The sequence below is a fragment of the Gluconobacter cadivus genome (genome assembly GCF_015244745.1).
Taxonomy (GTDB): domain Bacteria; phylum Pseudomonadota; class Alphaproteobacteria; order Acetobacterales; family Acetobacteraceae; genus Gluconobacter; species Gluconobacter cadivus.
Window position 1 is genome coordinate 494,215 of the sequence record NZ_JABCQI010000001.1, and the last position, 21,395, is coordinate 515,609.

Genomic DNA, 21,395 nt, shown 5'->3' on the forward strand with positions numbered 1-21,395 from the left:
CAGCAAGAGGCGCCAATCATGGCAGGAGCCGGACAAATTGTAACAGACACCCGTGCAGCCTCAGAAAGCACCCCTCAGTGCGGCGACTCGACCCGGTGATAACCCGGCGGCGGGTCAAAAACGTCGAGCGGCTGCGGAGAACGACTGACCGAGACCGCTTCCACGACCGGCTTTCCGTCATGCACCGCCCCCAGCATCAACCCGTCTTCCGTGTAACAGAACGTGGTCGGATGACGGTCGGTGTCGGCACTTTCCCAGATCGTGCAGGCTTCCCCAGCGATCCGGCCCTGCCCCATTCTGCGCCATGATCCGGCTGCGGGGGTTCCGGGCGCCGCGAAATTACCGCCCGGCGCAGGCATGACCGTCGCCGTGCGCTTGGTCCCATCCAGCACCATCAGGATATGGGTGCGGTAATCCGTCAGCATGACCGTTGCTGACCCTTCGGGCTCGATCCGCTGCCGCCACGACGTGGACGTCCAGCGCATCCGCTGATGCAGATGCTGTCCGGCCGGGCCCGTCAGAACATAATCGATATCGGCATCATGCAGCGGCGTCACGAGCGGAGCCTGTGCCTGAAGCGGCGCGGGAGTTGCAGGAACATCCGCCTTCGCGGAAAATCCGACCACAGCCCCCATCAACAGACAGACCGTCATTCCAGCTGTGCGCAGTCCCGTCAGGCTCATTTGTGATTTCCATCGGCCGGACCACTCGGCGGCTGATCCGGCGCGGATACGGAACCATCTCCTGAAGAATCATTCGAAACGGAGGGCTGTGTCGTATCAGGCTGAGCGCTCTGGCCCGGCAGCAGTGCCGTATGCCCACCCGGCGTTGTGGTGGCTGGTGCAGGTGCATCCCTGTCCCCGATCACGGGCGTGTCGGAATCCGACACGTCAGGCGTCGCGGCCTCATGCGTCGTCGTCTTCATCTCTGTGCCCGAGGCTTCCGGCACCGGCGATGGCGTCGCACTGCCTGCCTGGCTTTGATGCGCGGGACGCATTTTCGGCTCCAGCATATGAAATCCTGCCGGTGGCTCGAACGTGGAGGACGGGATGTCCTGATAGGATACCGAAAGCGCCTTGATGGAGCCTTCCACACCGTCCGCATCCACGCCGTTTTCCGCCAGAATGACGCCATCCGGCGTCACACAGGCGCTGGCCGTGCCGTGACTGCTCTGAATGGTCCAGCGGTCGCACGCCACTCCCGCCACGGTGTCATGACCAGCGGCCTTATACTGCATGTCCAGATCAAGCATGAACGGATTGTGCAGACCGTGGCTTGGATGAAAGCGCGTATAAAGCTGCTGCTTCATCATCACGAGCGTGACCTGCTGCGCCGGACGATCAAGAATCGTCACCCCGTTGCCATCCTGCGAATCGATCCGCAGCAGATCGCCCGCGCCCGAGAACGCGACTTTGACACTCTCGGGATGACCTTTCGTCGCACTCGACAGCGTGGAAAGCTCATACACAACCGTCACATCCCGCGTCGGCGTCAGGCGGGGATGATCGTCCGCATGAGCCGGTGTCATCACAGACAAACCGGCCACCAGCAGCCCGATCGGCGCGGCGCTCAGAAAAACAGGGCGCGTAAAAACAGTCATGGCGGATCTCCGACAGGCACGCGCCCGGGAAGCGCGCGCAGGGACGCAATGGATTCACGCAGGGCCTGAAGGCTGAAATCGTCAGGCCAGACCGCACGCACGGTCAGCGCCTGATGAAGCAGGGACTGATAATCCTCCGCCGGAATCCCGATCCCACCCAGCCCCGTCAGATGCGGCGTGGTGTATTGCGTATCCAGCAGCGTGTATCGCCCCTGTCGCAGCCCTGCGACAAGATGGACCAGCGCCACCTTAGAAGCATCACGTTCCCGCGAAAACATGCTCTCACCGAAAAAAGCCCCCCGAAGCGACACGCCATACAGCCCCCCCACCAGAGCCCCGCCGTCCCAGACTTCAATGGAATGGGCGTTTCCCTGACGGTGCAGCTCACCATAAAGACTGCGGATGCGCCCGCTGATCCATGTCGTCTCCCGCCCGGGAACCGCTTCAGCACAGGCCAGCATGACATCATCGAACGCCCGATCCGCCGTCACCGTCATCCTGCCCGACATCACGAGGCGCATGAGCTTTTTGGGAACATGCATCCCGTCCAGCGGCATGATCCCGCGCTCTTCCGGCAGATACCATGTCAGTTTCGCGCTTTCCGCATCCGGAGCCATGGGAAAAATCCCCGAGGCATAAGCCTGAAGCAGAAGATCCGGCGTTATCTCATCCATGACGACACAGTTTCTACCCGTTTCCTGAACTGAGGCGCCGCAGAGCACATGGATGGATCCTGTCGTGCGAAATCATGGCCGTGAAGACAACGACCATGGTAAAGGTGGCCTGCCATCAGGGAGACCGCCAGTGCCGCTTGCTTTCATTTACGCCATCATCCTCGTCATACTTGGCGCCCTGCGCCTGCTGATGCCCGAAATACACGGCCTGTTGATGGTTCTGGCCAAAATCAGCGCGGCCTGTCTGGTTATCTCCGCGCTCGTGGATCTGTGGACGATGCGCAAAAACGTCGAACCTGCGACGATGACCGAAGCATCTTTGACCACAGAAGGAGCAACGGAAGCCTGAGACTCCTGAGCTCAGGAAAATGTCTCAGACGTGCCCATCCCACCCGCCCGCAGGTCAGCAGCAGCCTCCTTAACGGCCAACCCATGCGTGCGTTCCAGACGACGGATCGTGAAATGGGCCCGTGCCAGCGCGCGGTAATGCGCCAGAAACGCCGTGTTGAGAGACGCCCCACACAGCGCGCCCGCAACCGGCACCATCTGCAACGCGAACTTGCGCGACAGACCTATTCCGTAATGCGACGCTACTTCCGCCATCAGCATCACGATAGGCCGTCCGCGCAGCAGCGCACGCGCCGAGAAGAAACCCAGTTCGCCTTCCTCGTCGCTCTGACGCGCCGGAAAACTGCGGAGCGCAAAAACTTCCAGACAGGCCCGGCGCGTGTCTTCGTTACGCAGATCCTCGCCTTCCTCGCGGGCGATGCGGGCGATTTCGCGCATGATGGTCAACGTCGTGAAACCAACATCCGGCGCAAGACCGAAAATTCCCCCGAAACCGCCCAGCGCACCAGAGACGGCCACCGCGGCCTGCCCCAGATTCTCACGCATGGGATCGCGCGGGGCCGGTGCATCGTTGTCGATACCCAGAACAGCCACACGAAACGCCCGTTCGATGGCAACTTCCGCCGTCTTGTGGAATTTTTCCTGCACCGCCGGGGCCAGTCCGAGTCCCTGCATGCCGAGTCGCGTCGCCTGTCCGACCGCGCCGCCCATCAGGTCGGCCAGACGCACGAGAACCCCACGGCCCTGCTCCACCTTTTCAAGAACGGACTGAAGCTGTGCAAGGGAATCCCCGTCCAGCGCCGTCGAGGCGAAATTGCTGGTCGGAAGCTGCGTGTCATTCACTGAGGTCATGACGATCAAAACTCCTGTTCGTAAGACCCGAAACCGTTTACCGGATAGCAGGTTTCATATCCTAACATGGCACCATCATGGGGATATCGGCGCCAGAAGACTACCCGGGCCAACTATCCGGACGAGCACCGTCGGGGTGAGGAGAATTACACCAATGACCGCATTATCGCGCTTGATCCTGTCGGCCCCGCTGACAGCCACCCTCCTCGTTCCGGCGGTTTCTCCAGCTTTTGCCGCCCCGAGTCACAGCCACCACCATGCCGCTCACGGCACGGCCAATCTGCCGCAGATGGGCCCAACCTCCGGTCAGATCGTCGGCGCGCCCGCAAAACCCCTGACCCCGGCCCAGACGGCAGCCCTCCCCGATGAAGGCGCCCCGCCCCCGCCGCACGGCTATACGGAAGTGGAAGACTCGGAAACCGCCCTCGCCAGCTATAGCGACCGGGTCCGGACGCATCTTCCGGTCGGTATGCCCGGCCCGAACGCGCAGCAGAAAACCAACGGCCCCAACAACCTGCCGTCCCATTTCACGTTGTTTGGTATGCCGGTGAAGTTCAATGCGCCGGTGCAGTCGCCTTATGAAGATGAAGACTCACCAACGAGCTATGCCGGTCATCCGGTCAATGGCCAGACGAACATCCTCGTCAACGGTGACGCCTCTCCCATTCACTAAGAAATACGGTCTTCAGGGGCGCACCCAGTCCCCGATCTGCGTCAGGTGACGGAACTCCTCCTCCGTCACCGGCGCCACGGACAGTCTGGACTGTTTGAGCAGCGCCATCTCCGCCAGAACCGGATCGGCCTTGATTTCGGCAAGACTCACGGGACGGCCAAAAGCCCCCATCGCCTTCACATCCACACAGACCCAGCGCGGATCATCCGCAGTCGGGTCCGGATAGGCTTCCCGCACGACTTCCACCACACCCACAATCCGTTTTTCGCTAACGGAATGGTAGAAAAACGCCAGATCGCCGATCTTCATCGCCGCAAGATTGTTGCGCGCCTGATAGTTGCGTACGCCCGTCCACGGCTCGACATTATTATGGACCTGCTGCGCCCATGAGAACGCCTCGGGTTCCGATTTCACCAGCCAGAAAGCCATCTCTCACTCCCGCCACAAAGGCTGCCCCCAAGGGCCGCCCCAAAAGCCGCCCTTGGGGCATTTTGCGCTCAATTCCGTGAAACGTGATAACAGTGATCGGAACAATGGGACAACGCGCCTCTTCCGAATATGATTGCTTCGGACTATTTCAATGGGGAACCTGTCGCGGGGAACCCATCGCCGCGTTGCCACTCTGCCGAGGTCCGTGTCCCAGTGCGCCCTACCCCCAACCTGCTCCATCGCTATGCCAATCCGGGGCAGTTCCTGCGTCTGGCGCGCACCCTGCTGCCTTGGCTGACCGGTGGCGCAATCGTGTTTCTCGTGGTCGGTGTGATCTGGGGTCTGTTCATTGCACCAGCCGACTGGCAGCAGGGCGACACCGTCCGCATTATGTATGTGCATGTCCCGATGGCCTGGCTGGCATCGTCCTGCTACCTCGGGCTTGCAACCTGCGGCGTGCTTTCGCTGGTCTGGCGCCATCCGCTGGCGGATCTGGCCGCCATCGAGATCGGGCCCGTCGGTGCCTGCGCCGCCGCCCTGTGCCTGATTACGGGCTCGCTGTGGGGTGAGCCGATGTGGGGCACATGGTGGGTCTGGGACGCGCGCCTGACATCCATGCTGGTGCTGTTCTTCCTGTATCTGGGCCATATCGCCCTGATCCGCGCCTTCGACGAACCCGCCCGCGGCCAGCGCGCCGCCGCGATCCTCGCTCTGGCCGGCGTCATTGACCTTCCGATCATCAAGTTCAGCGTCCAGTGGTGGAACACCCTGCACCAGCCCGACAGCATCACCCTGACCGGCGCACCCACCATGTCCATGATGATGCTCTGGCCGCTGCTGATCTGTACGATCGGCTTTACGCTCGGTGTTGCGGCCGTCATTTTCACCCGGCTTAGTGCCGCCATCCATGAAAGCCGTGCGCGCCAGATGATGGCCCGTTCGCGTCTCGATCGCAGGGACAGTCAAGCAGCATGATGCATCTCCCGAACCACTGGCCGTATATCGCGGCCTCCTATGCCCTGACGCTGGGCTGCTCCCTTGTGCTCGGTGTTGGTGCCGCCCTGCGCCTTCGGAAATCCAAAGCCCGTCTGGCCGCCGTCGAAGGCCATGCCCGCCGCCGTGAAAGGTCAGCCTCATGACCCGCAAGACCCGTCGTCTCTGGATCGTCATCGCCTGTCTGGCCTGTGTCGGTTCCGCCGCTGCCCTGACGCTGCGGGCGTTCTCGTCCAACATCGTGTTCTTCATGGCCCCCTCGCAGGTAAAGGCCAATCCGCCCTCACCCGATCGCACCATCCGCCTCGGCGGCATGGTCATGGCTGGCAGCCTGCACCGCATCAATGAAAACGGCACCCCCGTGAACGCCTTTCAAGTGACGGACGGGCAGGCCGCGGTCGAGGTCCATTACACCGGCATCCTCCCCGACCTGTTCCGCGAAGGGCAGAGCGTCGTCGCCCTCGGCACCGTCCAGAAGGATGGCGGCTTCACGGCCAGCGAAGTCCTCGCTAAGCATGACGAAACCTACATGCCCAAGGAAGTCGCGGACGAACTCAAGCGTACCGGCAAATGGGACCCGCGCTTCGGCAAAGCGCCGGACGCGTCGAGCTGGGACACCATGACCGCAAAGAAAGCAGGGGGCTGATCGCCTAATGTTCGGACCAGAACAGGGCCATTTCGCCCTGGCCCTCGCCTGCGTGCTCGCCCTCGTGCAGTTCGCCGTCCCACTCTGGGGCGCCAACCGCCGCGACGCGCGCCTTGTGGGGCTTGCGCCTTATCTCGCGGTCTCGCAGTTACTTGCGCTGGGCTATTCGTTCCTGTGCCTCGTGATGTGCGCCGTCAGCGACGATTTCTCGGTCCAGAACGTCGCGGCAAACTCCGCTGTCTCCAAGCCGCTGCTGTATAAAATCACGGGCGTCTGGGGAAACCATGAAGGCTCCGTCCTGCTCTGGACGCTGATCCTCGCCGTCTGTGGCGGCGCGGTCTCACTATTCGGCCGCAACCTGCCGGACATCCTGCGCGGGCGCGTTCTGGCCATTCTCGGCGGCGTCTCCGCCGGGTTCCAGATGTTCTGCCTCCTGACGTCCGATCCGTTTGAGCGCGTCTTCCCCGCTCCAATGGACGGTCAGGGCATGAACCCCCTGCTTCAGGACCCCGGCCTCGCCTTCCATCCGCCCATTCTCTACACCGGCTATGTCGGTTTCGCCGTCCCCTTCGCCTTCGCCGTCGCTGCCCTGATCGAGGGCCGTGTCGATGCCGCATGGGGCCGGTGGGTCCGCCCGTGGGCCGTGGCGGCCTGGTGCTTCCTGACCTGCGGCATCGCGCTTGGTTCGTGGTGGTCCTATTATGTGCTGGGCTGGGGCGGTTACTGGTTCTGGGACCCGGTGGAAAACGCCTCCCTCATTCCCTGGCTGACGGGGACGGCCCTCGTGCATTCCGCCATTGTCGTCGAGAAGCGCGAAGGCCTGAAGATCTGGACGGTCCTGCTGGCCATCGCGACCTTCTCGTTCTCGCTGTCGGGCACGTTCCTCGTGCGCTCGGGCATCCTGAACTCGGTCCACGCCTTCGCCAACGATCCCGCCCGCGGCGTGTTCATTCTGGCCCTGCTTGCCATCGTCATCGGCGGCTCGCTGGCTCTGTTTGCGTGGCGCGCGCCTTCCCTCACCTCGACCGGCCTGTTTTCGCCGGTTTCGCGTGAAGGCTCGCTGGTCCTGAACAACATCCTGCTATGCTCGATCTGCGCTGTCGTCGTCACAGGCACGATGTACCCGCCCTTCATGCAGCTTCTGGCCGGGCGTACCATTTCCGTCGGCAAGCCGTTCTTTGACGCCGCCACGATCCCGCTGACCCTGCCGCTTCTGCTGGCCATGGGCATCGGCACCGCCCTGCCCTGGAAGCGCGCGCAGCTCGCCCGGACGTTCTCGCATCTCTATGCGGCAGCCGGGATTGCGGCGATCGGACTGGCCCTGTGCTTCTGGAAGCTCTCCGGCATCCTGCCCATCGCCTGCGGTGCGCTGGCCATCTGGGTGATCGCGGCATCCGTCTCCGACGTCCTGCGCCGGGTCGGCATTGGCCATACGTCCGCGCAGGGCGTGTGGGAGCGCATGAAGAACCTGCCGCGTTCAAGCTGGGGGGCGGCACTCGCCCATATCGGCGCAGGCATCACCATTCTCGGCCTGTGCGGCATGTCTCAGGCCGAGCACGCCATCGTTGAAGTCCATATCGGCGAAACGCGCTCTCTGGCCGGGGACGACTGGACCCTGCTGGACGTGCACGACTATATCGGCCCGAACTACAAGGCCATGCAGGCCGACATCGCCATCCGCCATAACGGCAAGCTCGTGACCATCCTGCATCCTGAAAAGCGCGACTTCACGACGCAGAGCCAGACCACGACCGAAGTCGCCATCCACACCAACTTCATTACGGATCTATACGGTGTAGTCGGTGACCGTCACGGTACGGGTAAGGACACGACCTACGTCCTGCGCCTGCACCGCAATCCGCTCGCGCCCTGGATGTGGCTGGGGGGACTGGTCATGGCGATTGGCGGCGCGTTCTCGCTGTCCGACCGCCGGATGCGGATCGGCGCGCCCAAGCGTGCCGCCGCCCGCAACATGGCCCGCGCCTGAGGAGAAACGGACATGAGCGTAACACGACGCGGCATCCTCACCGCCGTGCCCATCATCGGCGCGGGCGTCCTCGGCGTCGGTTTCTGGCGGATGCTGAGCGACATGCGCAGCGGTGCCTTTGACCCACGTGCGATCAAGAACCCCAATGTCGGCAAACCTATCCCGACCTTCGCCATGCCGGGCCTCCCCGGTCTTGGCGACGGCTTCACAGATGCGGAACTCAAAGCCCAGCACCGTCCGGTTCTGGTCAATTTCTTCGCCTCATGGTGCATTCCCTGCGTGGCGGAAATGCCCGGCCTGCGCGCCATCTCGCGCAACATGCCCATCTGGGGCATCGCCTATGAGGACAAGCCCGAAAACGCCAGCGCCTTCATCCAGCGCGACGGCTCGCCTTACGCCCGCGTCGCTTCCGACCGGCATGGCCGCGTGGCGATCGACTGGGGCGTGACCGGCGTACCCGAGAGCTTTCTGGTCGCACCGGGAGGCCGCATTATCTGGCATGGCAGCGCCGCCCTCGACCCGCAGATCTACGAGGCGGAAATCCGCCCGAGGCTGGCCGGATTATGAAGGCTTCCAGACGCTTTCCGGCCCTGCTGCTCGCGGTTAGCCTGATCGGCGGCGGCGTAGCCCTTGCCGTGGACGATCCCGCCGAAATGCTGCCCAACCCGGTGCAGGAAAAACGGGCCGAAACCATCGGCGCGCATCTGCGCTGCCTCGTCTGTCAGAACGAGAGCATCGAGGACAGCAGCGCGCCCCTCGCCCGGGATCTGCGCAAGGTCGTCCGCGAACAGGTCGCGGCAGGCAAAAGCGATCAGCAGATCATGGACTGGATGACCGAACGCTACGGCGAATTCATCCGTCTGGCTCCACAGTTTTCATGGTCCACCGCCCTGCTCTGGCTGATGCCGGCGCTCGCGCTGGTGGCCGGACTTGTCATTGCATGGCGTACGGCCAGACGCCGCGTCGTCGCCACGCCTGCGCCGCTCACGGATGACGAGCGCGCGCGTCTGGATGCCCTTTCGGGCCGGGAGTAAATTTTTTGTTCTGGTTGGGAATCCTGATTATCGCTGCGGTGGCCCTGTGCCCCGCCTTTCTGGGCCTGCGAACCCTGCGCCGCCGGGTGAATGCCCGCGACTCCGCTCTCACGCTCTATCGCGGACAGCTTGGGGATCTGGAGCGCGATCACGCCCTCACCCTCATCAATGATGAAGAATATCAGGCCGCGCGCCTTGAAGTTCAGCGCCGCCTGCTGGCCACGGATGGCGAAGCCGCCGTCGAAGATCTGTCGGCTGAACCGGCAAAGCGCCGCCGGGTTCTTCCTGTTCTGGCGGTCGGACTCGGCATCCCGGTACTGGCATTTGCCCTCTATATCGTTAACGGCCACCCCTCCCTCCCGCCACAGCCACTGAGCGAACGTCAGACTGGGCCGGACGCGAAGGGTCTGGAAATGATCCATAAACTTCAGGCTGAAGTCGCTACGATCCCTGCGACATCCTCGACTTATGCGACCGGACACTTCATGCTGGGGCAGGTCGAAGCCAAGTCCGGTCTGACGGAAGATGCGATCCGGGACTGGAAAGCCGCTCTCGACGCCCATTTCGAGCCCGAGCTGGCCATTCGCCTCGCCGAGCTTGAAAGTCGTAACGGCAGCCACATCTCTGGCGAAAGCCTTGACCTCTATCGCCGCGCCCTGGCAGCGGCACCGGCCGATGCGCCCTGGCGTATGGCCGTGGAAGCCCGTATTGCGGTTGGCGAACATCAGGAGAATAACGGTCAGTGAGAAAACCCGAAGCCAACGCCATCGCGCTGTGCCCCGTCTGTCGCAAACCCATGCGCCCGACATCGGAGAAATGCCCACATTGCGGTGCTGAACGTCATTACGGCCCGCGACTTCTTGAATCCGCCGTCTGCGCCTTTGCCGGAATGGTCCTGCTCTCGGCGGTTTCCACCCTGATTCTACCGATCTCGCTGTGGACCATCATGTTCGCCGCCATCGGACTGGTGGCCGGTTTTCTCTTTTCCCACAACCGTTTCAGTGGGGATCGCTGGCTGCAATAACGTGTTGGGATGGGCGACGCGCTTATCCCACTTTTGCAACTCTTCCCGCTCTCGAAACATTCCTGCTAATAAACAGGAATGACCCAATCTTCCGGACGTTCCCTGCCCTTTTTCGTCGCCGTGGCCATCCTCTCCTGGGCGAGCGCTTATCCCGTCGTCCGGATTGCCCTGCATGATTTTGCACCCGTGCCACTGGCAGCACTGCGTTATGCCGTCGCGGCTGTCATGGCGGCTCTCTGGCTCTGGTGGAAACGCCCCACACGCCCGCTGACCGCCGATATTCCGCAGATTTTGGCCTGCGGCATGATCGGGATCATGCTCTACAACATCCTGTTCAACTGTGGAGAAATGACCGTCTCGTCCGGGGCGGCCAGTCTTCTCATCAGTGCGGCCCCGCTGATGGCGGGGCTTCTGGCCATGCTGTTCCTCAGTGAGCGCATGTCCCGCTGGGGCTGGGCCGGATCGATTCTGAGTTTCAGCGGCGTCGCCATGATTGCCAAAGGACAGAGCGGCGGCCTCTCCTTTGGCTCCGGAGCCACGCTGGTGTTCGGCGCGGCCGTCTGCGCGGCGTTCTACACGATCCTCCAGAAAGGCTTGATCCGCCGCTACGGTGCCCTGCCGACAATCGCCTATGTCCTGATTTCGGGTGCGATTTTCCTGACCCCCTGGCTGCCTCAAGGCCTTACGAGCTTCTCCCATGCCTCATGGCAGGGACAGGCGGCTGTGCTGGAACTTGGCATTTTCCCGGCAGCGTTCGGTTATGCCGCCTGGGGTTTCGTCATCGGCCATCTCGGCGCTTCACGCGGTGCGGCCCTGCTTTACCTGCTGCCGCCCGTGACGATGGTTCTGGCCTATTTCCTCACCGGCGAAGTCCCATCCCTGCGAACCCTGATCGGCGGTGCGGTCGTCATGGCGGGTGTAATTCTGACAAATACCTATGGCCGTCACCCGGTGGCCCAGATCGTGGAATCCTGAAGCCGTTTTCTTGCTGTGACGACATCGGGATTTTCTATGGCTCGGTTCCTTTGTCCTGCGGCGATTGTGCGATAATTTCCCCCGTGAAATGAGCCCGATCACCCGCAGGAAAGCCGAAAACAGACAATGAGCCGTACCGAAACCGATGGCATGGGCCCGATCGACGTCGCTGACGATGTGCTGTGGGGCGCTCAGACCCAACGCTCCCTGAAATATTTCAGCATCGGTCGCGAACTGATGCCGCATGAAATGATCGAAGCCTATGCGATCATGAAGCGGGCCTGCGCGACGGCCAATGCCGCCAGCGGCCGTCTGTCTCAGGAGCGGGCGGATCTGATCCAGACCGTTTGTGACGAGATCATCAAGGGTGAGCATGACCGGATGTTCCCGCTCCATGTCTGGATGACGGGCTCGGGCACGCAGTTCAACATGAACGTCAATGAAGTGATCGCGAACCGCGGCTGCCAGATCACAGGCAACCCGCTCGGCAGCAAAACGCCTCTGCATCCGAACGATCACGTCAACATGTCGCAGTCCACCAACTGCAACTTCCCGACTGCCATGCACATCGCAGCCGTTCTCGGCACGCATCGTCGCCTGATCCCGGCCCTGACGCGCCTGCGTGACGCCATGGCCGCCAAGGCCGAAGAATGGCGCGATCTGGTCAAGGTCGGCCGCACGCATCTTCAGGATGCCGTCCCCATCACGTTGGGTCAGGAATGGCACGGCTATGCGGGAATGCTGACGGACAACATCGCCCGCCTCGAACAGGCCCGCGACGGTCTGTTTCCCCTCGCCCTCGGCGGCACCGCCCTCGGCACCGGCGTCAGCACGGATGAGGGCTTCGACCGCCGCGCCTGTGCAGAAATTGCCCGCCTAACCGGACTTGGCTTCACGGCTGGCGAGAACAAGTTCGCGCTTCAGGGCGCACATGATGCGCTGGTGCATCTATCAGGCGCGCTGCGCACAACGGCGGGCAGCCTGTTCAAGATCGCCAACGACATCCGCCTGCTCGCCTGCGGCCCGCGCGCCGGTCTGGGCGAACTGCACCTGCCGGAGAACGAGCCGGGATCGTCGATCATGCCGGGCAAAATCAACCCGACACAGGCTGAAGCGCTGGCCATGCTTGCTCTTCAGGTCATGAGCAATGATGTTGCGGTCGGCCTCGGCGGGGCTGCGGGCATGCTGGACATGAACGTCTACAAGCCGCTCATGATCCACAACATCATGCAGGGCATCACCCTTCTGCATGATGGGTCGGAAAATTTTCGCCGCTTCCTCGTCGAAGGCACGAAAGCCAATACGGAGAAGCTGAAACAGGATCTGGAACGCTCGCTTGTCCTCGTCACGGCCCTCTCCCCGGCCATCGGCTACGACCGCGCCGCACAGGTCGCGCATCACGCCATGGAAAAGGATCTGAGCCCGCGTGACGCCGCGCTGGAACTGGGCTTCATGACATCCGAAGAGTATGACCGCGTCGCCGACCCGCGCCTCATGCTGCGTCCGAACATCACAGCCCCCAAAGCCTGACCGAACACCCGCGTCAGACCGCTTCCGCATGACGAAAACTTCATGCGGAAGCGATGGTCGTTACAGCTCAGGACTGATAGGGCGGACTCTTCTGCTTTTTTCCCGGAGATGCCCGTCAGATGATGACCCGCCGCGCAGCCCTGCTCGCTTTAACGCTCCTCACTCCCGTCTGTACGGCTGCGGCGGCCGATGCCCCCAAGACCGACACCAAGACCGAAACTGGCAAGACAACCGACGCCTTCACGGGTGAGCCCGCCCTGCTGCCTGCGGATTCCGTCACCCAGCATCATCTGAACGGCATCGCCTACACCGCCCATGCCGGAACGCTCATCCTGCGCGGCCCTGACGGCAAACCGACGGCCCGCATGTTCTACGTGTCCTACACGAAAGATGGCGTCCCGGCTGGCACCCGTCCGGTCTCGTATTTCTTCAATGGCGGCCCGGGTGCGGCCACGGCCTATCTGAACCTCGGCGCGGCTGGCCCCAAGGCTCTGACCATGCCTGCCAAGGACCCGACGGACGGCACTCATGCCCAGCTTGCGGACAATCCCGACAGTTGGCTCCCTGTTACCGACATGGTCTTCATCGACGCCGTGGGCACGGGCTATTCCCGCCCCACCGATACGGCCAAGGCCGGAGACCAGTTCTACGGCGTCAAGCAGGATGCCAGCACTTTCGCCAAGGCCATTGGCCTGTGGACGGCAGCGAACGGTCGTGAAGCCTCGCCGCATTATCTCGTGGGCGAAAGCTATGGTGGCATCCGCTCCATTCAGGTCGCCAATGCGCTCCAGATGGAACAAGGCATTCTGCTCAACGGTATCGTCATGATCTCCCCGGCCATCGAGATGCCTCTGCTCGATTCGGACGATAATCCGCTTTCCGCCGCTCTCATGATGCCAAGCCTGATCGCCGCGCATCAGAGCCCGAACGTGACGGAAAAGACGGCAGACGAAGCCTATCAGTGGTCCCTGAACACCTATCTGCCGAAAATCGCCGGAAAGCTGCCGTCGGGCAGCGACGGTCAGGCGCTTTATGCCGAGATTGCCCAGCGCACCGGCCTGCCGCAGGACGTGATTGCCCGTCAGCACGGCATTCCCGCCATCGGCTCGCATGACATCATGTCCCGCGACGGTCGCCTGTACGGACTGTACGATTTCACGCAGTCCATCGCCGACCCCTCGGCTGACGGTCTGGACGAAAGCCCCGATCCGACTCTGTTCGGCTTTGGCCGCGCCTATGGCAATGCCTTCTCGGGCTATGCCGCAAACGACCTCGGCTTCAAGACACCCCTGACCTACGACCTGCTCTCCTTCAAGGTGAACGGAAGCTGGAAGTGGAGCGCGGGCGGCCCGTCGCCCATCCATCAGATCCCGGTTCTGAACCGTCTTCTGGCACTTGATCCCGGCCTGCGCGTTTTTGTGGCGAACGGCTATTATGATGTGGCCTGTCCATTCGCGACCGCGCGCTGGATGAAAGATCACCTGACCGTCGGCGCAGATCGCGTGTCGCTGCATCTCTATCAGGGCGGCCATATGCTCTATACCCGCCCGGCCAGCCGTCATGCCCTCTCGGCAGACGTCGCGTCCTGGATTCAGGCAGACAGCCGTCAGCCCTGAAATAAAAAGTCATAAATTGACAGCAGGCGGTGAGGAACGGATAATGAATATGATGAGTTCCGGGCCTCACCTGACCGGACCTTTCGCGCGGAACACGGTGGCCGCCAATAGAGAGACCTTTATGCCCGCTGCATGTCAGACTGCCTGCAAAATGCTCTCTCTGTCCTTCAGGCGGACCACCGTTTGACGATCCAGCGTCCTGCGGGCTCGGAACCGGGTTATTCGCTGGAACATGCGGTCACGACATCCTGTGACCGCGAACCCATCCATCGCCCGGACGCCATTCAGCCGCACGGCCTCCTGCTGATCGCCGATAGCGCAACCCGGACCATTCTCGGTGGAGCAGGAGACATCGAAGGCCGTCTGACCCCAGATTGGCTGGGGCGTGATCTTGCGAGCGTCCTGAACGTCCCGCCCGAACGTTTTCAGGACGAAAAACGCGCATCCCTGTCCGATCTTCGTATCCCAGGGCTCGCAGGCGAGACCTTCAGCGTCGTACGCCATACCCAGAACACACATCTTCTCATCGAACTCGAACCCATCGAATCCCACAATCTGCTCACCTGGGATATTTTCGGCGAAATCGACAGAACGGCAGACCGTTTCGAACGCTGCCCCGATATCGCGTCCGTCTGTCGTCACGGTGCGACAATCTTTCAACGCCTGACCGGCTTTGACCGCGTCCTGATCTATCGTTTCATGGAAGACGGCACGGGCCGCGTCGTAGGCGAAAGCCGCAACAACGCCTTCCCTTCCCTGATGAACCACCACTTCCCGGCCAGCGACATTCCTGCGCAGGCCCGGACTCTCTATGTCCGCAACCGCATCCGCGTCATCCCGGACATCACTTACGAAGCTGCCCCCATTCGCCCGCCCGAAGCCGGGCTTGCGGGGATCAATCTCAGCGACGTGCAGCTCCGCAGCGTCTCACCGATCCACCTTCAATACATGGCCAATATGGGTGTGCGGGCCTCGGCCTCCGTCTCGCTAGTCGTCGATGGTGTGCTTTGGGGACTGATCGCCTGCCACAACTCTTCTCCAAGGCGCCTGCCCGAAGATATTCGCGCGGCGTGTCGCACACTGGCAGGCGTCATGTCCCGCCAGTTGCGAAACAAAGAAGAGCTGGTGACCTATCAGGAGCGTCTGCGCCTGCGCAACGCGATGGAAGCCGTCACGTCCCATTTTGACGTGCGCCGTCCGCTTGAAAACAACCTTCGCAACTGCATCAACGAATTACAGGCCCTTTTTCCCTGCAACGGGTTTGCCGTCATCAGTGCCGAGACCATCAGTGCAACCGGTGTGCTCCCCGACACGGATAGCCTGCACAAGCTGCATGACTGGTTGAGAGCGGGCAGCATTGGCGGAATTTTCAGCACTGCCATGCTGGGGAGGGACTATCCCCCGGCCACCGAGTGGCCTGAACGCTGCGCCGGTCTTCTGGCCATCACACTCCCTCTTCGCACCCCTATCTGTATCGTATGGAGTCGGGTCGAAATCATCCAGACCATCGAATGGGCCGGTCATCCGCACAAGGACGATACGGGCAGCGACGGCATTCTGCGCCCTCGCACGTCCTTTCGAACATGGGAGCAGACCATCCGCGGGCACAGCACCCGCTGGACCAGCGAACAGAAACAGGCAGCCCGTCGCATCCGCCGCCTCCTGATCGCAGACGACCAAACGCAGCAGCTCCGCGAACTCAACGCAACCCTTGCCGCCACTCTGGAAGAACGCGAAGACCTGCTACGCCAGAAAGACTTCCTGATCCGTGAGGTCAATCACCGCGTCCAGAACTCGCTTCAGATGGTCGCATCCTTCCTCAAACTTCAGGCCCGAAGCGCGTCAAATGAAGACACCACAACAGCTTTGAAGGAAGCGCAGCACCGGATTGCCGCCATCGGCCTCGTACATCGTCGCCTGTATCGTGACGAGCATATCGGCGTCGTGGATCTGGGCCGCTATATCGAAGAGCTGATGGAAGAATTGTGCACGTCACTGGGTGAGGGCTGGCACGACCAGATGCATCTCTCCCTCTTTCCAATCCTGATTGCTGCAGACCGTGCCATCAATATCGGCCTGGCCCTGACCGAACTGATCATCAATACCAGCAAATACGCCTATGACGGCCATGCCGGGCCGCTCTATGTCGGACTGACCCAGACCGGCTCCCGACTGGTCCTGACGGTTTCGGATCAGGGTGAATGCACCCCCCAACTCAAGGGAACAGGCTTCGGGACGCGCATGATGAACGCCGTCGTCAGCAGTCTTTCCGGCACACTGACCTACACAACACTGAACCCGGGCCTGGAAGCCGTCATGACACTGCCTCTGGATTCCCTGCTCCCCACGGAAGTGCCCACCCCTCCGAAGGCCGCCTCGCAGACGCCCTATCCATATCCCTGAACACCCAACAAACAAAAAGGCGCCTGACCACTGGTCCGGCGCCTTTTTTTATTACTGCCGCAGGAAGAGAGTTACACGACGAGATTACCTTCCTTGTCCACCAGCTGGATCGGATAATCCCCGGTAAAACAGGCATCGCAATAACGGCGCGCACCCTCGGCACGGTTCGCATGGCCCAGCGCCCGGTAAAGCCCGTCGAAACTGACAAACGCCAGACTGTCCACACCAATGGCTCTCGCCATCTCCTCAAGCGTATGGGTCGCAGCCATCAGCTTGCTCTCTTCAGGCGTATCAATGCCGTAAAAGCAGGCATGTTTGGTCGGCGGAGACGTGATGCGCATATGCACTTCCGTCGCACCGGCAGCCCGAACCATGTCCACAATCTTGCGCGACGTCGTGCCACGGACGATCGAGTCATCCACAAGAATGACACGCTTGCCCGCCAGAACCGGCCGGTTGGCCGAGTGCTTCATCTTCACACCAAGGTTACGGATCTGATCCGTCGGCTCAATGAAGGTCCGGCCCACATAATGGTTGCGGATGATCCCCAGCTCGAACGGAATACCACTTTCCGCCGCATAGCCGATCGCGGACGGCACGCCTGAATCTGGCACCGGCACCACAACATCCGCCTCAACCGCGCTTTCACGGGCCAGTTCGCAACCGATCTGGCGACGCGCCTCATAGACCGGCTGGCCTTCAAGCACGGAATCAGGCCGCGCAAAGTAAATATATTCGAACACACAGAACCGCCCGCCCTGATCCCCGAAAGGACGCAGCGAGCGCAGACCGTCATTGTTGATGACAACGATCTCGCCCGGTTCGATATCGCGGACATAATCCGCCCCGATAATGTCCAGCGCACAGGTCTCGCTGGCCAGAACCCAGCCGCCGTTCCCCTGATCATGACCCGGCATCCGGCCAAGAACGAGCGGACGCACACCGAGCGGATCGCGCATGCCAATCAGACCATCATCCGGGGTCAGCGTAATCAGCGAATACGCACCCTTGACCTGTTTGACGGCATCAATGAAGCGGTCGAGCACGGTCGTATAGAGCGAAATGGCGATCAGATGGATGAAGACTTCCGTATCCGTCGAGGAATGGAAAATGCATCCCCGCTTGACCAGCGCCTGCTTGAGCGTCGCCGAATTCGTCAGGTTGCCGTTATGCGCAACGGCCAGACCGCCGAACTCATAATCGGCATAAAGCGGCTGAACATTGCGGACATGTGTGCCGCCCGTCGTGGCGTAACGGTTGTGGCCAATGGCGACCGTGCCGGGCAGCGTCGCCATGACGCGGCTGTCTCCGAACACATCGCCGACCAGACCCAGACCTTTGTGCTGGTGGAAGCGTTCGCCATCGAAACTGACGATGCCTGCCGCTTCCTGTCCACGATGCTGGAGGGCGTGCAGGCCCAAGGCTGTCAGGGCCGATGCATCAGGCACACCCCAGACGCCAAAAACCCCGCATTCTTCATACGGGCGGTTGAGACTGTCGGACTGGGTCATGCGGCGCGGCCTTTCCGGACTGGTTTCACAAGGACGCCTCATGGCCGCTTGTGACCTCAGACGCAAGATGCGGTTGCAGGAAATGAGGCAGATAACCTGTCAGATGGGTTGCCCCGGCGGCAATGTAAGGGCCGATGAGGCTTCCCTGCATCACATAGGACATCCACGAGCCAAAAAAAGAGCCTGCCAACAGATAAAGAACGATCAGGGCCACATAACCCCGCGCCACACCGAACACCGCGCCCAGAATGCGGTCCACACCCCCGAACAGAACACCCCGCGCCGCGGCCCCGATCCTGGCACCGATCATGGTAAAAAACAGGAGCACGACAACAAACAGAATCGCCGTACTCGCACTGCCCGCCAGCGCGGCCTGATGCAGATAGGGCGTCAGATAAGGTTCAAGCAGCCCATGAAACCGATAGGTCAGGACGATTGCTCCGACCCATGCCAGCAGTCCGGCCAGTTCTGTAGCAAAGCCGCGCGTCAGCCCCCACAGGGCCGAAAGCCCCATGATGCACAAAGCGACAATGTCGAGACGGGTCAGATCCGCAAGCGTGATATGGGAAAGGTCTGGCAGAGGCGGCATGTCACGGCAGCTTCGTCGAACGAAAACGGCCCCCCTTGTAGGGACGTATGCCACCAACGCGCAACTCGTCCGCCAAACGGATGCGCTCCTCGATTTCCGCCCACACCAGCCCGGCCTCGACGTCCCGCGCTTTCCAGATTTTCTCCAGCAGCACAATAAACGCCGCGCTATCCCGAACCAGCGCCGGACGGTCATTGATCATGACATCAAGCACACAGCTTGCACCCGCAACACCCAGACGCCGCGAGAGCTTTGTTACTTTTCGATTCTTACGGAACGGAACTGATTTTTCCTGTGGCGTCATCACGACATGATGAGCGGAAGCCCACTGTCAGGCAAGCCGTTACCGCTCTTTTCCCAAGGCCGTTCAGGGCGCTTTTACAAAAAAACCACTAATTTCGATATTGGAACGTATTTCAGGGGAAATATTTCCGCGATGTTTTGTCATCAATGTTTTTATTTTTGAAATATGCGTGATCTTGAACCTGTGTCATCCAATAATTAACTCTTTTTCTGAAAAATGCTCAACAGGTCAGGTGTGGAACTCTTTCCTCTCGCTCCTGACGCCATCAGGATGCAATGAGATGACAAATTACTGGATTGGCGGCGCAACCGGCGACTGGTTCGCAGCCACAAACTGGAGCGAAGGCACGGCCCCCCCGAACAAGGGATGGGTGGATGTTCTGGCCGGAAAACAGGACGGAAGCGCGGTAACGATCAATGTTGCGCAGGCCAACGCCACACAGATCACCACTCTGAAGGTTGGCACCAACGCCACCCTGAACATCACCGTGACGTCTGCCACGCCCAGTGCTACGGCATTCTATGCCAACAGCCTGACCGTCGCGCAGGGCGGGACGATGCTTGTCAACACGCCCAGTACCGTCAATCTCGGCAGCAACCCGACCATCAACGGCACCCTTCAGATCTCGGGTAACCCGTCCATTTCAATCAACAGCAACAGCGTCGGCGGCTCAGGCACCCTGATTCTGGATCATACGACGCTGGGCAGCACGAATGCTCAGTTTCAGATGGGTTCGTCCTTGACGACGGTTCTTCAGAACGGCGCGTCTCTGTATGTCAACAACGCCACCGCCGGCGGAAGAATCGTGTTTGGCCGTGACGCCGTGGACGACACTCCAAACCAGCTCATTCTGGCCGACTACAACCAGACGGTCTCCACCCCGATCACGGGGTATGATGCCACGTCCGTCATCACCATCGGTCACGGTGGATCGCCCCCTATCAGCGCGACCTTCATTGCCAACAGCAACGGCACCTACACGCTGAAAATTGCCTTCGACAACTATAATAACGGCATCACGCTCTCGAACGTCTCCTTCGGGCCCAACTCCACCCCCGGCACCCCGACGATCGTACAGAACGCCAATGGAAGCTGGAGTGTTGTCGGCGGTGCAACCGGATATAACGGGCAGATCTGTTATCTGGCCGGATCCATGATCCTCACCCCCGACGGCGAGCGCGCCATTGAAACCCTGAAGGCCGGGGATCTGGTGACGATCTGCGAAAACGGCGAACGCCACAGCCGGACAATCCTACGCGTCGGACACTCTCATACGACAGTCGGCACCAGCGGACTGCCAGATATGGACGCCGTGCCTGTTCGCATCCGTGCCGGGGCTCTGACAGACGGCATTCCCAACCGGGATCTTCTGGTCACGCCAGAGCACTGCATGATGCTTGAAGGCACCTTCATTCCCGTACGAATGCTCGTCAACGGCATGACCATCGCCTACGACCATTCCATTACCGAATACGACTATTATCACATTGAAACTGAACAACACGCCATTCTGACCGCAAACGGCGCGCTGTCAGAAAGCTTCATGGATGTCGGCCATCGCCCGGATGCCCTCATGCACGGATCTCAGATCGAGCGCCTGCATGCTCTAAGCTGGGAAAAGGATGCTGCCGCACCATTGGTCACGGATCGCGCCCATGTCGAACCGATCTTCGCAGCAATCGCACTCCGCGCGCAGGCTCTAGGCTACCCAGCTCCCCAGACACTCTCATCGACAGACAGCGCGGATAGAACCCGTCTCGTGCTGGAAGACGGAACAGTCCTGTATCCCATCCGCACCAACGGCGAACAGTTTGTTTTCATGCTACCCGAAGGCTGCCAGAGCGTCCGCATCCTGAGCCCGACCGCCCGGCCGTCTGACCGGATCGGACCGTTCGTGGATGACCGCCGGATGCTGGGTCTGCTGATTGGCGACGTGACAGTGTGGAGCGATGAACAGACCCGGCATCTGTCCAGCCATCTGTCAGACCCATACGCTGACGGCTGGTGGGGCGTCGAAGCCAGTCACGCCCGCTGGACGACAGGCAATGCGCGACTGGACCTCGGCGGGGCGCTCAGGACTTCCGGAGGCATTCTGAGTCTCCATATCCTGTCACATGGGGTTCAGGCAGCAGTCGCTGCCTGAGGTCGCCCGCGCCTGAGCGAAAATAAAAAAGGCAGCCCTTTTTCAAAGGCTGCCTTTTTTATGA

Annotated in this window: 23 protein-coding genes; 15 read left to right on the forward strand and 8 right to left on the reverse strand. The window is 61.3% G+C overall.

The window, feature by feature from the left end:
- Positions 1-74: 74 nt before the first annotated feature.
- From HKD28_RS02250 to aat, 3 genes are read right to left on the reverse strand one after another with little or no spacing between them, the layout of a single operon-like run.
- Entirely contained in the window at positions 75-683 is a 609-nt protein-coding gene (locus HKD28_RS02250; RefSeq protein WP_194266682.1) for a hypothetical protein, read from the reverse strand.
- Entirely contained in the window at positions 680-1,600 is a 921-nt protein-coding gene (locus HKD28_RS02255; RefSeq protein ID WP_194266683.1) for a hypothetical protein, read from the reverse strand. Before HKD28_RS02255 ends, HKD28_RS02250 begins: the two co-directional genes overlap by 4 nt.
- Positions 1,597-2,274, reverse strand: a complete 678-nt coding sequence (gene aat / locus HKD28_RS02260; protein ID WP_194266684.1) for a leucyl/phenylalanyl-tRNA--protein transferase — start codon at positions 2,272-2,274, stop codon at positions 1,597-1,599. The genes HKD28_RS02255 and aat overlap by 4 nt, the downstream gene beginning before the upstream one ends.
- Positions 2,275-2,404: 130 nt before the next feature.
- Here aat and HKD28_RS02265 point away from each other — a divergent pair, with 130 nt between their 5' ends.
- On the forward strand, positions 2,405-2,623 hold the full coding sequence (locus tag HKD28_RS02265) for a hypothetical protein (protein WP_194261960.1): 219 nt from the start codon (positions 2,405-2,407) through the stop codon (positions 2,621-2,623).
- An 11-nt stretch (positions 2,624-2,634) separates the two neighbouring features.
- On the opposite strand, the gene HKD28_RS02270 is transcribed toward HKD28_RS02265, so the two are convergent.
- Positions 2,635-3,474, reverse strand: a complete 840-nt coding sequence (locus HKD28_RS02270) for an EcsC family protein (protein ID WP_194266685.1) — start codon at positions 3,472-3,474, stop codon at positions 2,635-2,637.
- A 154-nt stretch (positions 3,475-3,628) separates the two neighbouring features.
- Here HKD28_RS02270 and HKD28_RS02275 point away from each other — a divergent pair, with 154 nt between their 5' ends.
- On the forward strand, positions 3,629-4,147 hold the full coding sequence (locus HKD28_RS02275; RefSeq protein ID WP_194266686.1) for a hypothetical protein: 519 nt from the start codon (positions 3,629-3,631) through the stop codon (positions 4,145-4,147).
- Between the two features lie 12 nt (positions 4,148-4,159).
- On the opposite strand, the gene HKD28_RS02280 is transcribed toward HKD28_RS02275, so the two are convergent.
- On the reverse strand, positions 4,160-4,576 hold the full coding sequence (locus tag HKD28_RS02280) for an EVE domain-containing protein (protein WP_194266687.1): 417 nt from the start codon (positions 4,574-4,576) through the stop codon (positions 4,160-4,162).
- 213 nt (positions 4,577-4,789) lie between these two features.
- Between HKD28_RS02280 and HKD28_RS02285 the strand changes: the two genes are divergently transcribed.
- The 12 genes from HKD28_RS02285 to HKD28_RS02340 all read left to right on the forward strand — a co-directional run bounded on the left by HKD28_RS02285 (position 4,790) and on the right by HKD28_RS02340 (position 16,784).
- The gene (locus tag HKD28_RS02285) at positions 4,790-5,551 is read left to right on the forward strand and encodes a heme ABC transporter permease (RefSeq protein ID WP_099285589.1); all 762 of its coding nucleotides are present in this window, start codon (positions 4,790-4,792) and stop codon (positions 5,549-5,551) included.
- Complete coding sequence (locus tag HKD28_RS02290) at positions 5,548-5,715, forward strand: hypothetical protein (RefSeq protein WP_167315815.1); 168 nt, start codon at positions 5,548-5,550, stop codon at positions 5,713-5,715. The genes HKD28_RS02285 and HKD28_RS02290 overlap by 4 nt, the downstream gene beginning before the upstream one ends.
- Positions 5,712-6,215, forward strand: a complete 504-nt coding sequence (gene ccmE, locus HKD28_RS02295) for a cytochrome c maturation protein CcmE (protein WP_172492861.1) — start codon at positions 5,712-5,714, stop codon at positions 6,213-6,215. The genes HKD28_RS02290 and ccmE overlap by 4 nt, the downstream gene beginning before the upstream one ends.
- Positions 6,216-6,222: 7 nt before the next feature.
- Positions 6,223-8,202: a heme lyase CcmF/NrfE family subunit gene (locus tag HKD28_RS02300; RefSeq protein ID WP_194266688.1), complete on the forward strand. Its 1,980-nt coding sequence runs from the start codon at positions 6,223-6,225 to the stop codon at positions 8,200-8,202.
- A gap of 12 nt (positions 8,203-8,214) precedes the next feature.
- A complete protein-coding gene (locus HKD28_RS02305; RefSeq protein ID WP_099285486.1) occupies positions 8,215-8,769 on the forward strand; it encodes a DsbE family thiol:disulfide interchange protein in 555 nt (184 codons plus the stop codon).
- The gene (locus HKD28_RS02310; RefSeq protein ID WP_194266689.1) at positions 8,766-9,236 is read left to right on the forward strand and encodes a cytochrome c-type biogenesis protein; all 471 of its coding nucleotides are present in this window, start codon (positions 8,766-8,768) and stop codon (positions 9,234-9,236) included. Before HKD28_RS02305 ends, HKD28_RS02310 begins: the two co-directional genes overlap by 4 nt.
- Before the next feature lie 5 nt (positions 9,237-9,241).
- Complete coding sequence (ccmI, locus tag HKD28_RS02315) at positions 9,242-9,982, forward strand: c-type cytochrome biogenesis protein CcmI (RefSeq protein ID WP_194266690.1); 741 nt, start codon at positions 9,242-9,244, stop codon at positions 9,980-9,982.
- On the forward strand, positions 9,979-10,260 hold the full coding sequence (locus tag HKD28_RS02320; protein ID WP_062108981.1) for a hypothetical protein: 282 nt from the start codon (positions 9,979-9,981) through the stop codon (positions 10,258-10,260). The genes ccmI and HKD28_RS02320 overlap by 4 nt, the downstream gene beginning before the upstream one ends.
- Positions 10,261-10,338: 78 nt before the next feature.
- Complete coding sequence (locus HKD28_RS02325; protein ID WP_194266691.1) at positions 10,339-11,235, forward strand: DMT family transporter; 897 nt, start codon at positions 10,339-10,341, stop codon at positions 11,233-11,235.
- A gap of 126 nt (positions 11,236-11,361) precedes the next feature.
- Positions 11,362-12,765, forward strand: coding sequence for a class II fumarate hydratase (locus HKD28_RS02330; RefSeq protein WP_194266692.1), 1,404 nt, complete (start codon positions 11,362-11,364; stop codon positions 12,763-12,765).
- 119 nt (positions 12,766-12,884) lie between these two features.
- On the forward strand, positions 12,885-14,381 hold the full coding sequence (locus HKD28_RS02335; RefSeq protein WP_194266693.1) for a S10 family peptidase: 1,497 nt from the start codon (positions 12,885-12,887) through the stop codon (positions 14,379-14,381).
- A 183-nt stretch (positions 14,382-14,564) separates the two neighbouring features.
- Positions 14,565-16,784, forward strand: a complete 2,220-nt coding sequence (locus tag HKD28_RS02340; RefSeq protein WP_235993240.1) for a histidine kinase dimerization/phosphoacceptor domain -containing protein — start codon at positions 14,565-14,567, stop codon at positions 16,782-16,784.
- A gap of 71 nt (positions 16,785-16,855) precedes the next feature.
- On the opposite strand, the gene purF is transcribed toward HKD28_RS02340, so the two are convergent.
- From purF to HKD28_RS02355, 3 genes are read right to left on the reverse strand one after another with little or no spacing between them, the layout of a single operon-like run.
- Positions 16,856-18,295, reverse strand: a complete 1,440-nt coding sequence (purF, locus tag HKD28_RS02345; protein WP_194266695.1) for an amidophosphoribosyltransferase — start codon at positions 18,293-18,295, stop codon at positions 16,856-16,858.
- Positions 18,296-18,320: 25 nt separating this feature from the next.
- Positions 18,321-18,884, reverse strand: a complete 564-nt coding sequence (locus HKD28_RS02350; protein WP_194266696.1) for a CvpA family protein — start codon at positions 18,882-18,884, stop codon at positions 18,321-18,323.
- Between the two features lies 1 nt (position 18,885).
- Positions 18,886-19,098, reverse strand: coding sequence for a hypothetical protein (locus HKD28_RS02355; RefSeq protein WP_235993241.1), 213 nt, complete (start codon positions 19,096-19,098; stop codon positions 18,886-18,888).
- A gap of 370 nt (positions 19,099-19,468) precedes the next feature.
- Here HKD28_RS02355 and HKD28_RS02360 point away from each other — a divergent pair, with 370 nt between their 5' ends.
- Positions 19,469-21,331, forward strand: coding sequence for a Hint domain-containing protein (locus tag HKD28_RS02360; RefSeq protein WP_194266697.1), 1,863 nt, complete (start codon positions 19,469-19,471; stop codon positions 21,329-21,331).
- The last annotated feature ends 64 nt before the right edge of the window (positions 21,332-21,395 follow it).

Coding starts and splice junctions, on each gene's coding strand:
- HKD28_RS02250 (WP_194266682.1), bottom strand. CDS start 683: ATGAGCCTGACGGGACTGCGCACAGCTGGAATGACGGTCTGTCTGTTG.
- HKD28_RS02255 (WP_194266683.1), bottom strand. CDS start 1,600: ATGACTGTTTTTACGCGCCCTGTTTTTCTGAGCGCCGCGCCGATCGGG.
- aat (WP_194266684.1), bottom strand. CDS start 2,274: ATGGATGAGATAACGCCGGATCTTCTGCTTCAGGCTTATGCCTCGGGG.
- HKD28_RS02270 (WP_194266685.1), bottom strand. CDS start 3,474: ATGACCTCAGTGAATGACACGCAGCTTCCGACCAGCAATTTCGCCTCG.
- HKD28_RS02275 (WP_194266686.1), top strand. CDS start 3,629: ATGACCGCATTATCGCGCTTGATCCTGTCGGCCCCGCTGACAGCCACC.
- HKD28_RS02280 (WP_194266687.1), bottom strand. CDS start 4,576: ATGGCTTTCTGGCTGGTGAAATCGGAACCCGAGGCGTTCTCATGGGCG.
- HKD28_RS02290 (WP_167315815.1), top strand. CDS start 5,548: ATGATGCATCTCCCGAACCACTGGCCGTATATCGCGGCCTCCTATGCC.
- ccmE (WP_172492861.1), top strand. CDS start 5,712: ATGACCCGCAAGACCCGTCGTCTCTGGATCGTCATCGCCTGTCTGGCC.
- HKD28_RS02300 (WP_194266688.1), top strand. CDS start 6,223: ATGTTCGGACCAGAACAGGGCCATTTCGCCCTGGCCCTCGCCTGCGTG.
- HKD28_RS02305 (WP_099285486.1), top strand. CDS start 8,215: ATGAGCGTAACACGACGCGGCATCCTCACCGCCGTGCCCATCATCGGC.
- HKD28_RS02310 (WP_194266689.1), top strand. CDS start 8,766: ATGAAGGCTTCCAGACGCTTTCCGGCCCTGCTGCTCGCGGTTAGCCTG.
- HKD28_RS02325 (WP_194266691.1), top strand. CDS start 10,339: ATGACCCAATCTTCCGGACGTTCCCTGCCCTTTTTCGTCGCCGTGGCC.
- HKD28_RS02330 (WP_194266692.1), top strand. CDS start 11,362: ATGAGCCGTACCGAAACCGATGGCATGGGCCCGATCGACGTCGCTGAC.
- HKD28_RS02335 (WP_194266693.1), top strand. CDS start 12,885: ATGATGACCCGCCGCGCAGCCCTGCTCGCTTTAACGCTCCTCACTCCC.
- purF (WP_194266695.1), bottom strand. CDS start 18,295: ATGACCCAGTCCGACAGTCTCAACCGCCCGTATGAAGAATGCGGGGTT.
- HKD28_RS02350 (WP_194266696.1), bottom strand. CDS start 18,884: ATGCCGCCTCTGCCAGACCTTTCCCATATCACGCTTGCGGATCTGACC.
- HKD28_RS02360 (WP_194266697.1), top strand. CDS start 19,469: ATGACAAATTACTGGATTGGCGGCGCAACCGGCGACTGGTTCGCAGCC.